At 34.6% G+C, this 13,323-nt stretch carries 13 protein-coding genes and 3 pseudogenes; 5 read left to right on the forward strand and 11 right to left on the reverse strand.

Annotation, left to right across the window (positions count from 1 at the left end):
- Positions 1 to 201: 201 nt before the first annotated feature.
- Positions 202 to 660, reverse strand: a complete 459-nt coding sequence (locus tag VK90_RS12285) for a hypothetical protein (RefSeq protein ID WP_048373083.1) — start codon at positions 658 to 660, stop codon at positions 202 to 204.
- A 363-nt stretch (positions 661 to 1,023) separates the two neighbouring features.
- Here VK90_RS12285 and VK90_RS12290 point away from each other — a divergent pair, with 363 nt between their 5' ends.
- On the forward strand, positions 1,024 to 1,731 hold the full coding sequence (locus VK90_RS12290) for a DNA alkylation repair protein (RefSeq protein WP_048373085.1): 708 nt from the start codon (positions 1,024 to 1,026) through the stop codon (positions 1,729 to 1,731).
- Positions 1,732 to 1,840: 109 nt separating this feature from the next.
- Here the strand turns inward: VK90_RS12290 and VK90_RS12295 are convergent, their stop codons facing one another.
- From VK90_RS12295 to VK90_RS31410, 5 genes and pseudogenes are all read right to left on the reverse strand, one after another.
- Positions 1,841 to 2,158, reverse strand: a complete 318-nt coding sequence (locus VK90_RS12295; RefSeq protein WP_048373086.1) for a DUF3895 domain-containing protein — start codon at positions 2,156 to 2,158, stop codon at positions 1,841 to 1,843.
- Positions 2,159 to 2,692: 534 nt separating this feature from the next.
- A pseudogene (locus VK90_RS30685) lies at positions 2,693 to 2,782 on the reverse strand (L,D-transpeptidase family protein); the annotation flags it as partial.
- Between the two features lie 85 nt (positions 2,783 to 2,867).
- Positions 2,868 to 3,599: a M15 family metallopeptidase gene (locus VK90_RS12300; protein WP_048373088.1), complete on the reverse strand. Its 732-nt coding sequence runs from the start codon at positions 3,597 to 3,599 to the stop codon at positions 2,868 to 2,870.
- Between the two features lie 47 nt (positions 3,600 to 3,646).
- The gene (locus tag VK90_RS12305) at positions 3,647 to 4,882 is read right to left on the reverse strand and encodes a CapA family protein (protein ID WP_048373090.1); all 1,236 of its coding nucleotides are present in this window, start codon (positions 4,880 to 4,882) and stop codon (positions 3,647 to 3,649) included.
- A gap of 320 nt (positions 4,883 to 5,202) precedes the next feature.
- Positions 5,203 to 5,419: pseudogene (locus tag VK90_RS31410) on the reverse strand (hypothetical protein); the annotation flags it as partial.
- A 6-nt stretch (positions 5,420 to 5,425) separates the two neighbouring features.
- Here VK90_RS31410 and VK90_RS30690 point away from each other — a divergent pair.
- Positions 5,426 to 5,500, forward strand: a pseudogene (locus tag VK90_RS30690) (IS6 family transposase); the annotation flags it as partial.
- Between the two features lie 501 nt (positions 5,501 to 6,001).
- Here VK90_RS30690 and VK90_RS28530 read toward each other — a convergent pair.
- The 5 genes from VK90_RS28530 to phaZ all read right to left on the reverse strand — a co-directional run bounded on the left by VK90_RS28530 (position 6,002) and on the right by phaZ (position 10,065).
- On the reverse strand, positions 6,002 to 6,223 hold the full coding sequence (locus VK90_RS28530) for a hypothetical protein (RefSeq protein WP_082147899.1): 222 nt from the start codon (positions 6,221 to 6,223) through the stop codon (positions 6,002 to 6,004).
- Complete coding sequence (locus VK90_RS12310; protein WP_048373092.1) at positions 6,220 to 7,233, reverse strand: hypothetical protein; 1,014 nt, start codon at positions 7,231 to 7,233, stop codon at positions 6,220 to 6,222. Before VK90_RS12310 ends, VK90_RS28530 begins: the two co-directional genes overlap by 4 nt.
- Before the next feature lie 443 nt (positions 7,234 to 7,676).
- The gene (locus tag VK90_RS12315) at positions 7,677 to 7,877 is read right to left on the reverse strand and encodes an NETI motif-containing protein (RefSeq protein ID WP_000166302.1); all 201 of its coding nucleotides are present in this window, start codon (positions 7,875 to 7,877) and stop codon (positions 7,677 to 7,679) included.
- Positions 7,861 to 9,057, reverse strand: a complete 1,197-nt coding sequence (locus tag VK90_RS12320; RefSeq protein WP_048373094.1) for an MFS transporter — start codon at positions 9,055 to 9,057, stop codon at positions 7,861 to 7,863. The genes VK90_RS12315 and VK90_RS12320 overlap by 17 nt, the downstream gene beginning before the upstream one ends.
- Positions 9,058 to 9,165: 108 nt before the next feature.
- Positions 9,166 to 10,065, reverse strand: coding sequence for an intracellular short-chain-length polyhydroxyalkanoate depolymerase (phaZ, locus tag VK90_RS12325; protein ID WP_048373096.1), 900 nt, complete (start codon positions 10,063 to 10,065; stop codon positions 9,166 to 9,168).
- Between the two features lie 188 nt (positions 10,066 to 10,253).
- Here phaZ and VK90_RS12330 point away from each other — a divergent pair, with 188 nt between their 5' ends.
- The 3 genes from VK90_RS12330 (at position 10,254) to VK90_RS12340 (ending at position 13,247) form a co-directional block, all read left to right on the forward strand.
- Positions 10,254 to 10,673, forward strand: coding sequence for a MarR family winged helix-turn-helix transcriptional regulator (locus VK90_RS12330; protein ID WP_002172648.1), 420 nt, complete (start codon positions 10,254 to 10,256; stop codon positions 10,671 to 10,673).
- Positions 10,674 to 10,688: 15 nt separating this feature from the next.
- Positions 10,689 to 11,888, forward strand: a complete 1,200-nt coding sequence (locus tag VK90_RS12335; RefSeq protein WP_048373097.1) for an MFS transporter — start codon at positions 10,689 to 10,691, stop codon at positions 11,886 to 11,888.
- 99 nt (positions 11,889 to 11,987) lie between these two features.
- Complete coding sequence (locus VK90_RS12340) at positions 11,988 to 13,247, forward strand: serine hydrolase domain-containing protein (RefSeq protein WP_048373098.1); 1,260 nt, start codon at positions 11,988 to 11,990, stop codon at positions 13,245 to 13,247.
- The last annotated feature ends 76 nt before the right edge of the window (positions 13,248 to 13,323 follow it).

Below are 13,323 nucleotides of genomic sequence, written 5' to 3' on the forward strand. Positions count from 1 at the left end.
GGAACTGAGAAGCTCCCACTTCAAGCTTTGCTAAGTGGCGAGTAGTTCACTAAGTGTTTTTCTACAAGACTATAAAATAGTATTTACTTTTTAAAATAAATCAACGGCATTTTCATATTAAAAATGCCGTTGATTCCAAATTTTCATGTATGCGATTCGCCATTTCATGAAAGTAGATTATATACTAGCGAAATACATCTATTACAAATTACCTTTAACTTGTCCGACAATCTCATTTATCGTATTTCGATCAAACTTGTCACTAATTTCGTATGGCTTACGATCTCCTACGAATTGCACGCCTACTATATCATTACGATCCTTACCGTATTGAACTTCAATAATAGATCCACGCTCTAGTTGTTTCCAAATATGGCTTGCTTCTTCTTTATTATTCAAAGTAATACAGTCCTCGATATTTTCATCAATTCCAATTAACATGTTATCGTCAATATACCCAATCTCGTATTGTTGACGTTCTTTCGCTTTTCCGCTTACTAATATACCCGCGCTACCATATGAGTAATCCATATAGTCCTTTTTATCCGTTTGTACCGCTTTCGGCTCTTGTGCTTCAGTTTTTTCAGCATTCGCACAACCAGTAATAAGACCGATTGGCACAACCACAGTTAATACTACTCTAGTAAATTTCTTTATCATCTATAACCAACCTCACATACTGAATGTAAAACTCCATTTATTACCTTATTAAAGAATAACATGATACTACAGAGAAAGTACCAAAGATAACACATTTTTTTACATTCCGGCACTTCAAAAATCTATGTGGAAAGCTATACATTTGTATTGTCCCCCCGTTTATTTTCATGTTGTATCCTCACAATTATAAATAGCTAGACTTTCAAAATCACTAACTGAATTGTCGAGGAATTATAGAAAGTAGACATCCTACTCACATACGATTAGTATTAAAATTGAGAAGTATGGAAGACTTGATAAAAAATATAAACTAGATAATTACAATTAAAATGGTCTTTATATTAAGGAAGGAAGTGCACAGCTATGGATTTTAAAACAGTTATACAAGAACTTGAATCCCTCGGTAAAGAGCGAACGAAAAAAATATACATATCTAATGGTGCGAACGAACCGGTTTTTGGCGTAGCTACAGGGGCTATGAAACCGATCGCTAAGAAAATAAAATTAAATCAAGAGTTAGCTGAAGAACTTTATTCCACAGGCAACTACGATGCTATGTACTTTGCAGGTATTATTGCAGATCCAAAAGCTATGAATGAGTCGGATTTTAATCGTTGGATAGATGAGGCTTATTTTTATATGCTTTCTGATTATGTAGTAGCAGTAACTTTATCAGAATCAGATATTGCACAAGATGTTGCCGATAAATGGATTGCAAGTGGGGACGAGCTGAAAATGTCAGCAGGCTGGAGCTGTTACTGCTGGCTTTTAGGGAATCGCAAAGACAATGAATTTTCCGAAAGCAAAATTTCCGCTATGCTTGAAATTGTGAAAAATACAATTCATGATTCGCCAGAACGAACAAAATCCGCTATGAATAATTTTCTAAACACTGTGGCAATTTCATATGTGCCACTACACGAAAAGGCAGTCGAGACAGCAAAAGAAGTTGGTATAGTAGAAGTAAAACGTGTCAACAAAAAAACCAGTTTGCTAAATGCTCACGAAAGTATTCAGAAAGAACTTGATAGAGGAAGACTTGGTTTCAAACGTAAATATGTAAGATGTTAAAAGTATAAAGGTGTCAATCAAGGAAAGATTGACACCTTTTTGTGGAAATTACTGAACTGGCGGTACTGAAAGTTAAAGATAACCAATCATTCATTTCCCTCAGTACATCTTATACTTCTTCTTTCAATTTATATACCCTATCTCTTTTCTCATCATTTTTGATAAAAATAAGCTTTCCTTCTGTAACAAAGCCTTCTAATATTAAGCATACTTGTCCATATGCTTTCGGCTTATTCGTTGTAAATCTTTCATCTGATATTTTACCAGATCGTATTAATTCTTCGCATAGATCTAATGCACTTATTTCTTCAGAATTAAATAATCCCAATATATCTTTTTGCAGTGGCGATAAAGGTACTGGTATCTCAGCTACCTCCACCTTTTCTTTTTCTTCTTCAAATAAATCTTCAAATGAAATTTGATTCATTACATCTTTTCCTTCCTAACAATGGATTTGTATAACATGAACTGAATTCTATATGTACTGGAACTTTTTAATTTAGTTATTGTCATGAATTCCTTATCTCATTACATGAATTCCATAAACTATGCACATCGTTTCAAGTAGTATGTTTCGATTATACCAAATATACGTTCTACTATCTATTGTAGAATTCTTTATAGCAGAAATGAGAGTAGTAGTGAACATTATCTTATGTATTAGTTGCATAAAACATGTAACCAAATAAAAAAACACTGCCAATCGCAGTGTTTGGGCTACCTCCACATGTCTATCAAGCGAAGAAAAGCGAGCACACAAAACAAAAAAAATGACGAGGTAAATATTGTAGCATCTGGAAAGCAAGCAGTTTCTAAAGTCTAGTTAAGCAGATACAGTAAGCAAGTATACTATGTTACTAATGAAAAAGGATCTGATATTCATATCAGATCCCTTTTCACTGCTTCTTTTATAAATTTAAGTTCTTGATACATACATCGCTTCACACGAGGTTGCTATTTACTAGTACACGATAACCGGTTCATACGTGCTTAAATTATTATACACAGTTTTTGCAATACTAGGAGGAAGATTAACACATCCTTCAGATCCAACTTTTTCAGTGGCAGTGCATAATTTATTTCCTTTGATGAAGAGAAATATGTCCACTGGCTTTTAATAGAATCAAAGTGTATTTTTATTTGTCGGACTTAATTTTTTCGCAATATTCTTCTAAAGTTAATCCCTTTTCTTTTAGATACATAGCAACTTCTTTTCCTACATAACGATAGTGCCATGGCTCATACTTAATGCCAGTAATATCCTCTTTATCTTTTGGATAGCGGAGAATAAACCCATACTCTGCAGCATGCTTATCTAACCATTTGAATGCATCGGTAGTTTCAAATTTTGCATTTAAGTCTTCTACAGTATTCTGCCATTCAACTGAAATAATGTCTAACGCTAATCCAGTATGATGTTCACTTGCGCCAGGATACTGAAGATATTCCAATGCCTTAGCACTAGCCTCTGTATCCGACAAACCTTGAGATTTATAACTTTTAACTGAAGCATCGTAATAAGTTTGTTGTAATTTTATAGCTCGATAACCTGACCTTAAATAAAGGTTAATGCCCTCTTTTTTTGCAGCTGTTACCATATCCTGATAGGAAGTTGCAATTCTGCTATCTATTTTCATATTGGGCTTAGCATTTTGGGTGATACTTGTTAATTCAATCCCTAGTTCCTTTGATAACATATGTTCTCTATTTACAAGAATAATTCTCCAATCATTAAGATCAGAAATAGGTAAAACATCTTTTTTATTCGCATTTATCTCAACTTTATTTTTATCGTTATGATTAGTAATTTCCTGAGATGTTTGTTTTCCACTACAAGCAGCAAGGCTCCATCCCAATGCCAATACCAATGCTAAAATTATAAATTTTTTAATTGTATCTCATTCCTTTTTGTTTATTAGTCTTTATACCAATTTCCCAACACTTCTCTAGGAATATCCTTGAAATCCTTCAAAGAAACAGGGCCGACAAATTCTTTAATCCCATGATTTTTAGAATTTTCATCCGAATACTCATTTAAAAATTGAATTTTAAAATGTTTCTTACCATCAGCATAGTCGGTTACTGTCGGTACGAGTGCAGCTTGTCTTATACCAAACGTTTCATCTTCATACTTGACAAATTGTATATAAGATAGTCCTCCAACCAATGTTTCTAATTTTTCTTGAGCAGAAATAAGATTTCCAAGAGAATAATAGATTAGCGTTTCATGTCCATCTTTATTTTGTTTCCACTCAATTGGTTGAATTACATGTGGATGATTTCCAATTACTACATCTACACCTAAATCTGTTAAATATTGAGCAACTTCTTTTTGTTGCTTTGAAGGTGTAGAGGTATATTCAACTCCCCAATGCACCATAACAATCACCATATCAGAGCTATTCTTTGCCTTTTCCACATCATTTTGTATCGCTTTTTTATCAATTAAATTTAATGCCCAAGACTTATCAGCTGGAATTTTAATTCCATTCGTACCATATGTATAATTAAGTAGCGCAAAACGAATACCATTTTTTGTAATCGTTTTTATTTCATTACGTTCGTTTTGACTCTCATTAATGCCTACCGGGATAACATCCGGATATTTCTTCCAGTATTCTCTTGTATTCATAACACCTTTGATACCCATATCCATAGCATGATTTGTCGCTTGAGTCACTATATTGAATCCAGTATCCACTAAAGATTGACCTACTTCTTCAGGTGTATTGAAAGTAGGATATCCCTGTACTTTTAGATTATTTCCTGCAATTGGAGTCTCCTGGTTCACTATAGCAAGATCACTTGATTGAACAGCTTTTTTGATATTTTCATAAATATAGTGATAATCATATGAACCGTCTTTTTGTTTTCCATCTTTAATTACTGCGTCATGATATAAATTATCACCCGTTGCTATTAAATTCACAACCGATTTTACTTTTTTATCTTCAATAAAATTAGGAGACTTTTGAATAGGACTTTTATCTACCCAATTCGGTGTTTTTAATGATTTATCTGTATTTGATTGAGCCGGTGGTACTGAAGCTTTAGATGTCTTAACATCTGTATTACCACAAGCAGTTAAAATCACTAAAAAAATAAGACACAATAAAAAAAACTTTTTATTTCTCTGTAAATTATTTAACATGTAATCCTCTTTTCTGTTTTATTACTCATAACCAATTCTAATAAATAACTTTTTAAACAGCGTATTTTGGTTTTACACTTAATTTTGGAAGAACACTCTGTTATATCTACTTCGGAATATACTGATAATTTTTCACTTTCTAACAATCTATCATTTCCATCAGAATGAATAGATTGCTAGAAAAACATTATCCACCAGGATGTCGACTAGATTCTAATCAGCATCCTCCAGATATTGAATTTGATATACATGTTCCAATTGTAGTAGCTGGTTAATCTAAACAAGAGAGGAGAATAGTTCATATAGCCTCCTCTCTTGCTTTACGTTTGTGAGTGGCTCCCAAAAGAGGGAATCGTTGCTGTACCCCCTTTAGATATTGCGAAATCTTTGTAACTAATTTCTTTAAGTTGAGCGACAATCATTATACTGATAACAACAAGTAAGACCCAAGTACTAATTTTAACAATTTCCGAAAAAAGTAGCAATATTTTCTGTGATTCATATAAAGAAGCCAATTAGGAGAAATGAAAAAGGAAGTGACGTTATCTCTATCGTACAATTGATAAAGATGGACACACATCGGATATTCAACTTCGTAAAAAACGGGATCATCACGCTAAGCAAAAAATACAATAAGCCGTCCATATGGACAGCTCATTTACATAATTCTCGTTATCAGAATTCAATATATCTAGAAGTTTATAAAAATACTTTCTAAATAGCTAGAGGGTATTTTTTGTTCACATGATTCTCAATATAGGATTAACAAATAAAAATCACGATTCATCAAAAAAATGGTAGCGCAGGCGTAAGCACCCACGCTACCATTTTCGATTTGTTTTTTTGCTATTACTTAAGTAATTTATGGGCAAGTGAAAGTAACCGGCTTCTAAGCTCACTTTCAATATCTACCCTGCTTAATTGACATGTGGCGAGACCCATATCCATCAACCTAAGAATTAAAGCTATTTATGAGGTCCGTTCATATTACATCGGCTTCCATTCACAGGAATTTAAGCCCTGCACTTATGAATATTTCGTTTAGTGATCGACAATGTTGTGCTGAAACGTCAATATATCTTAAAAAAGGAGCTCTCTTGATAAAGAGAGCTCCTTCTCTTATTTCTTCTTCTTTTCTGTCGGTTGGCTTTGTTTAGCGAAATTAGATGAATCACCGAAACTCGGTTGTTTTTTACCAGCATTATTACTTCTTCCTTTTTCTATATTTTTATTAATTTCTATGAAAAATCCGATTAAAAGAACGTTTGGTAATCGTTTATAACTAGACGAAATTTTCGCAAAATAACAGAGATAGTACCGCCATTGGTAGCAATCCCTCATCCAATCGTTTCAATGTGAGTGCGCGCTTTCTTCAATGAAAATAAAATGTAGATTGTATCAATTTCATGGGATTCTTCCAAAACCCACGAGGTTTCGGTTAAAATTCTTTGCAATCCCTCCAGCCCAAGATATCTAATTTGTACGCCAATAAACTCCGTAAATCCAAGGTACCCCGGGTTTACATGCGCTCGGTCGAAAATTAACGAACCGGTGATCCGGGCATCTGCTGGGGAATTTTCAAAGAAATGATTTAAGTTTTCAATGATATGTGAATCCGAACCATACTCAAAAAGACCACCCTCCGATGAACAGAGCTGAATCCAACCTGAATGTTCCAAGCTCATTTTTAATAATGACTCCGATTGTCTCCAATCATAATGAATCGTATTGAGGGTAATGTCCAGATCATGAAAACGTTCTCCTGGTTGCTTCAAAATATCAATGCACCGTTTTGCGAAATTAGGGCCGTAAGTATCAATATCTAAAATGTTAATTTCAATCTTTCGTTCCTTAAGTAATTCTGGGTCTGATTCCTGAATTAAAATCAAAGTATTGATACTGTCCGCAGCAGCACCCCCAGCTATATTAAAAAAACAAAGCCCACGTTCAGGGAATTCCTTGAGCTGAGGCAACAAAAGTTCCGATTGCTGTCTGCAAAGATCCCTCAACCTAATCCGAAGCCCCATGAAAGAGGTTTGCTTCACCGCCCACTTGTCCCGAAAACTTAATTTTATTCCCTTACTTAAACCGGGGCCAAGTTTGTACAGTAAAGTACGCATACCGCTTAGATAGGAATCATCAACATTCGACATTTTCACAAAGATATTCTGAATAAAGCTAGGCATCTTTTTTAATGATTCAATGCTCCGGGCTGATTTAAGACAATTCAAATGATACGCCTGTTCATCAATACTGGCATTAAAAAGGGGATGAGTAATATCCAGCACTGGCAATTGAATTTCATCTTTAAAATCCGCATAGAGAACTCGCTGATTTTGGTTTATTTTCATATTTTGAACTCCACCTCGCTTGAACATTGAATTTCGAACTAACTAAAATACAAGGCAAGTATAATTGCTCTTCCAGAAAGATTTAACGTTGCGATTGTACACTTTCTAAACAAAGAATTATACGTATTTATAGTCTGCTTTATGATATTAAAGTTTTCTTCCAGACGACAAAATTGATGGAGTACAGATTAACGATTTCCTAACTACATCGTGGCGGATTCACCTATTTTACCCTGCAAAGTTTTAGTTTTAATTTATTATAGTCTTAGCTCTACAATTCATGTCCGGACAACTAATTTCTTTTCGTTATTCCCAGAAAATATCCATTCATTTTATTCAATTCCTAATCTCCCTATTCCTTCATTGGTCAGTAAAAAAACAAGCCATCCAACTCACAAAGAATGAATTGGATGGCTTGTTCTGTATCATAAAGAGAATTTGAATTACTTCAATTTCCCCTCAAAAACAATTTTTCTACCGCACGGTTCAACTTCTGTTTTCCCGTCTTTCTTCACTTCATGAAAGATTGGCTCTTCCATACGACGAGAAGGTGCATATCCTTCTTGTTCCATACGTGCTAAGCAATCTGTAATTGTTTCGTTTTCTAGTACTTCAAATTTTTTCTTATTAGGTTGTTTTGTCATGCCCTAACCTACTTTCTATTTTTCTTGATGCGAATTGATTTTTCATGTGAATAATATATAACAGTGCGAGAATTCCCATTATAATCATAACCGCAATAAAAAAGCTTGTATACTGTATTTTTTCTATAAATACGCCTCCTAATACAGGCCCCATAATACTTCCTATACTAAAGGCGATTCCGCATAATATATTACCTGCTGGTAGTAAGTGTCTCGGTAATAAATCTGTCATAAATCCAAGACCTAATGAAAAACATGATCCAATGACCATACCTGCTATAAGCATACATGCAAAGACAATCCAATAATATTGATCAAATACTGCTGCGAGTAAGAAAATGCCGGTGCTTATGCTAAATGTCCACGTTAAAATACGGTTTCTTCCGTATTTATCACTTAACATGCCGAGCGGAATTTGTGTAATAATGCCCCCAACTGCGAATGCTGGTAATAAGAAGGAAACATCTGATACAGACCACCCTTTACGAAGTGCGTATACTGGTAAGTTACTATTTAGCATCGCTTCAAGCACACCGTATGCGAGCGGACCGATTAATGCAATCCAAGCTAATCCAACGACTTGTTTATAACGAGAAAATGATGATTCACTTTCAGCTTTCGTTTCATCTTGTGCTGGAAATGCATTTTTCGTTGGTAGTAATAAAAGCCATCCTATTAAGCAAAGTATAGTAGATACAATAAATGGTGTTGCTAGACCGTACTGAACAGTGCTTGCTAAATACGGACCAACTGCAAAACCAATTCCGAAAAATACACCGTATATCGATACTTGCCTACCTATTTTACTCGGATCTGACGTTGTCGTAATCCAAGTTTGTGTTCCGACATGAAGCATATGATCTCCAACGCCAACTAGGAATCTAAGAATAAACCATACCCAAAATGAAAATGTTTGTGTAAAAAAGAATAATGAAATAATAACGAGAAAACCACCAATTACAATAATTGGTTTCATTCCAAACCTTTGCATCGGTTTTTCAAGAAACGGTGAAATAAATAATATCCCAATGTATAATGCCGTCGCATGAATACCATTAACGCTCGATCCGACTCCTTCTTGTTCGAATATCATGGCAATCGCAGGTAGTAACATTCCTTGTGATAAACCGGAAATTGCTACAATCCCAACCATAATCCAAAATGTAAATCGTATTGACATCCCTAACCTCTCCCTTTTCCAATTCACCATACTCATTATAAACGTTTTATTATATAATAAGAAAGAAGTTAGATATGTTTTATCTAACTTCTTTGCCATACCTATTTTTTAATTTTCCAACCAATTCTCCACATGTTGGATAAATACATCTAAACAATCAATAAACGGTGAATGTCCGCAATCTTCTAATATCGTCAATTTCGCGTTTGGCAAATGTTTTGCCAAGTCCTCGCCAACTACTTGCGGGACAACATAATCGCGGTCACCTTGTATAACGAGTGTTGGAGCTTGAATACGATGAATATGCCCATTTCCTTGGACAACACCATTATGTTCATCTGAAATATTAAATGTAACTAACGAATAATTTACATCAACGAAATTGCGCTGCGTTAACATATCATCTAAATACTTTTCATAACGCTCTGATTCAGGTTGATTATGTGTATATATTAATAGATTCCATACTGTACGGTAATATACTTTATTCATATTTTTTATCGCATCTACAACTGGTATGATTTGCACTGGATCTTGCGCGATTTCTTCTTTCGTTTTTAATAAACTCGATACAATTGGTTGCCCATTAATATCTTTTTTAAAGATTGGATATCCTTTCATTCCTACCGATTCTACTAAAATTAGTTTTTCTACAAAAGTTGGGTGACTCGCTGTAAACTCCATCGCAACACCGCCGCCCATTGACCATCCCATTAATGAAAATTTCTCTAGCTTTAATTGATCTGTAAATAGTTTCACATCTTCTGCAAAGTCTTGTAATGAATCTATCGACTTATTATACGTTGATTGTCCAAATCCTCTTAAATCAATTGCGTAAATATGATATTGATCTTGAAGTTGCTCAATAACTAAATCCCAATGTTGTGACGATGTCATATTCCCATGAATGAGTACAAGTATTTCTTTATTTTGCCTTCCAACCTCTTGATATGCAATCGTTTCTCCATTCGATAATGAAACAAACTCCATCGTTGCAGGCTTAATCATCACAAGTCCCCCCATTCTTTTAATAGAAAGAAAATTATTTACTTATTTCAAGGATACCATGTAGAATGTATGTTCTCAATATAAAATCTATACGAAATTTTTACATAAAACAACATGTCTATTACTAGACAATTATTATAAAAAAGTATATAGTTAGCTAGGTAACTAATTTGAAAGGATCAAACTACATGGACGAAAAACAACATTTTTTTCACATTGTCAGTCAAACTTCTCGTAAGTTTACGAAGAAATTTAATGAACGTGTATCTCCAACTGGATTATTTAGTGCACAATGGGCTGTTATTTTCCGCATTAATCAAACTGGATCTTGTACCCAAACAGAATTATGCCAGTATTTAAATGTTGAATCCCCAACGATGACTCGCACGTTAACACGTATGGAAACGATGGGCTGGATTATTCGTACAGAAGGAAAAGATCGCCGTGAGAAGCTCATTTCCTTATCGGAAACAGCAATAGAAATGATCCCAGTATGGCAAGAAGAAGTTGATGCCTTTGAAGAAAAAACGCTAGAAGGTATTAAAGAAGAAGACTTACATCAAGCATTTCAATTGTTACAACAAATTATCAAAAATTTAGATCATTAATATGGAGGGATGACGATGCAAAGTGAGAGACTTTGGACGAAGGATTTCCTCGGAACTTGTTTTAGTAGTCTGTTTCTCTTTTTAACGTTTTACATGCTTATGACTACTCTGCCTGTCTATGTTATAGACGGCCTAAAAGGAAAACCTGAGGAAATTGGCTTAGTCGCAACTGTTTTCCTTATTTCATCTGTTTTATGCAGACCATTCACAGGAAAATGGCTTGATGATTTAGGACGAAAGAAAATACTATTTATTTCTCTTTCATTATTTTTAGCCGCTACTGTTATGTATTTCGGAGCGCAAAGTTTATTTTTATTACTTGCCCTTCGCTTCTTACATGGTATTGGCTTCGGAATGGCAACGACAGCAACTGGAACCATTGTAACTGATGTTGCACCAGCTCATAGACGCGGTGAAGCACTTGCTTATTACGGCGTATTCATGAGTCTGCCGATGGTAATTGGTCCTTTTTTAGGTTTAACAATTATTTCTCATTTTTCATTTACTGCACTATTTATTGTTTGTTCGGTATTTTCATTACTCGCATTTTTATTAGGATTAGTAGTAAATATTCCACATGAAAAACCAGTAAGTAAACACAAACGCGAAAAAATGAAATGGAAAGACTTAATTGAACCATCCTCTATTCCGATTGCTCTGACAGGATTTGTTTTAGCCTTTTCTTATAGTGGTATTTTATCCTTTATTCCTATTTATGCGAAAGAGCTCGGTTTAGGAGAAGTTGCTAGTTACTTCTTTATTTTATACGCACTTGTTGTTGTAATTTCTCGTCCATTCACAGGAAAAATCTTTGATCGTTTCGGTGAAAATGTACTTATTTATCCAGCTATTATTATTTTCACAATTGGAATGTTCATTTTAAGCCAAGCGCAAACTTCATTTTGGTTCCTTGGCGCAGGTATGTTAATCGGTTTAGGTTACGGAACATTAATTCCAAGTTTCCAAACGATTGCAATTTCTGCCGCTCCAAACCATCGACGTGGTTCTGCGACAGCTACTTACTTCTCGTTCTTTGATAGTGGTATCGGCTTTGGTTCTTTCATTTTAGGTATAGTCGCTGCCAAATCAAGTTATCATAATATGTATTTTATCGCAGCTATTATCGTTGCGTTCACTTTACTTCTTTATTATGGATTACACGGACGAAAACAAAAATTCAAAAAGCAACGTACAGACGGACAAATATCCGCGTAACGTTAATAAGGAAAGTAAACTTCCCCGTTTACTTTCCTTATTTTGTATTTCTTTCAAGACGAGCGTATACTTATAATAGAAACAAAAGGAGGTACATACATGAATATAAAGAAATCTCCCCTGCTATTATTGCTATTAGTATTACTATTCGTAGTTACAGGGCTTGGGTTTACTTTCTTCAAACATAATAAAACGACTCCAACTAAAGACAATGTCACGAAAGAAAACTGGTTAAATGACCCTTACTTACGTTGGTCGTATACACATATGAAAGAATTCACTTTAATTAATGAAGTAAAAAACAATCCTGACCAAATTGCTCACTTCCCTACTGCGTTACAAAACTTAGACAATTTTGCAGTTGAACGCGGATTTGGAAATACGATCCCTCTAAAGAAGCTTTTAGACGAAAACAAATCAGATGCTTTTGTCGTTGTACATAATGGACAACTTGTTTATGAACGATATTTCAATGGATATAACGGGAGCGAACCTCATGGAATGGCATCGTTAGCAAAGATGTTTACTGGTGCAATCATACAATCTCTCGCTGAAGAAAATCGTATTGATGTAGAGAAAACAGCTGACACTTACATAAAAGAATTAAAAAATACACCGTTCGGCAAAGCAACACTTCAGCAATTAATGGATATGCAAGTTTCTGTAGAATACCCTACGCACGGATATGTACAGCCTGGACTAGAAAATCAAGATGCACAACTATATTTAGCTAGTAATATTTTACCCCGAGGTAAAAACTACAGCGGTCCTATGAAAATTTATGATATGTTACTAGAAGCAGAAGAAACTGCACCACCTGGTTCAGCTTTTTCTTACAATAACGGATCAACAGAAACACTCGCTTGGATTATTCGAACAATCACTGGTAAATCGTTAGCTGAAAATGTAAGCGAACGAATTTGGTCTCAAATAGGTATGGAAGAAAACGCTTATTACGTTACAGATGAAACAAAAGTAGAACAAGCAAGCGCTGGTTTAAATGCAACTGCTAGAGATATGGCCAAGTTTGGTCAACTACTATTAAATAACGGTCAATATAACGGCAAACAAATCATCCCTTCTTCTATAACAGAAAGTTTGAAAAATGTACAAGAAGGTGAACTCGCAATTGACCGTGGTGCTTCTATTTCTTATCATAATCAGTGGTGGATTCCCCACAATGAACAAGGTGCTTTCGAAGTGTTAGGCAGTTACGGACAAACACTTTACATCGATCCGAAAGCAAATATGGTGATCGTCCACTTCTCTTCTAATGCTACGCCAAGTAATGAAATACATTCGATTTATTCAAATATGTATGTTGATATCGCAAATCATTTAGAGAAGCTTTCACAATAGTGGAAGCTTTTTTCTTATTTGAGCGTTTTATTTACATCAATCCTATTCCAGTTATCATTTCATTATTAGGAGATGC

The organism is Bacillus sp. LK2, from assembly GCF_001043575.1.
Classification (GTDB): domain Bacteria; phylum Bacillota; class Bacilli; order Bacillales; family Bacillaceae_G; genus Bacillus_A; species Bacillus_A paramycoides.

Excerpts from the sequence above, each read along its gene's own strand:
- VK90_RS12315 (WP_000166302.1), bottom strand. The coding sequence starts at position 7,877 with ATGACAAAACAACCTAATAAGAAAAAATTTGAAGTACTAGAAAACGAA.
- VK90_RS12335 (WP_048373097.1), top strand. The coding sequence starts at position 10,689 with ATGCAAAGTGAGAGACTTTGGACGAAGGATTTCCTCGGAACTTGTTTT.
- VK90_RS12305 (WP_048373090.1), bottom strand. The coding sequence starts at position 4,882 with ATGTTAAATAATTTACAGAGAAATAAAAAGTTTTTTTTATTGTGTCTT.
- VK90_RS12310 (WP_048373092.1), bottom strand. The coding sequence starts at position 7,233 with ATGAAAATAAACCAAAATCAGCGAGTTCTCTATGCGGATTTTAAAGAT.
- VK90_RS12340 (WP_048373098.1), top strand. The coding sequence starts at position 11,988 with ATGAATATAAAGAAATCTCCCCTGCTATTATTGCTATTAGTATTACTA.
- VK90_RS12290 (WP_048373085.1), top strand. The coding sequence starts at position 1,024 with ATGGATTTTAAAACAGTTATACAAGAACTTGAATCCCTCGGTAAAGAG.
- VK90_RS12330 (WP_002172648.1), top strand. The coding sequence starts at position 10,254 with ATGGACGAAAAACAACATTTTTTTCACATTGTCAGTCAAACTTCTCGT.
- VK90_RS12295 (WP_048373086.1), bottom strand. The coding sequence starts at position 2,158 with ATGAATCAAATTTCATTTGAAGATTTATTTGAAGAAGAAAAAGAAAAG.
- VK90_RS28530 (WP_082147899.1), bottom strand. The coding sequence starts at position 6,223 with ATGAGGGATTGCTACCAATGGCGGTACTATCTCTGTTATTTTGCGAAA.
- VK90_RS12320 (WP_048373094.1), bottom strand. The coding sequence starts at position 9,057 with ATGTCAATACGATTTACATTTTGGATTATGGTTGGGATTGTAGCAATT.
- VK90_RS12285 (WP_048373083.1), bottom strand. The coding sequence starts at position 660 with ATGATAAAGAAATTTACTAGAGTAGTATTAACTGTGGTTGTGCCAATC.
- phaZ (WP_048373096.1), bottom strand. The coding sequence starts at position 10,065 with ATGATTAAGCCTGCAACGATGGAGTTTGTTTCATTATCGAATGGAGAA.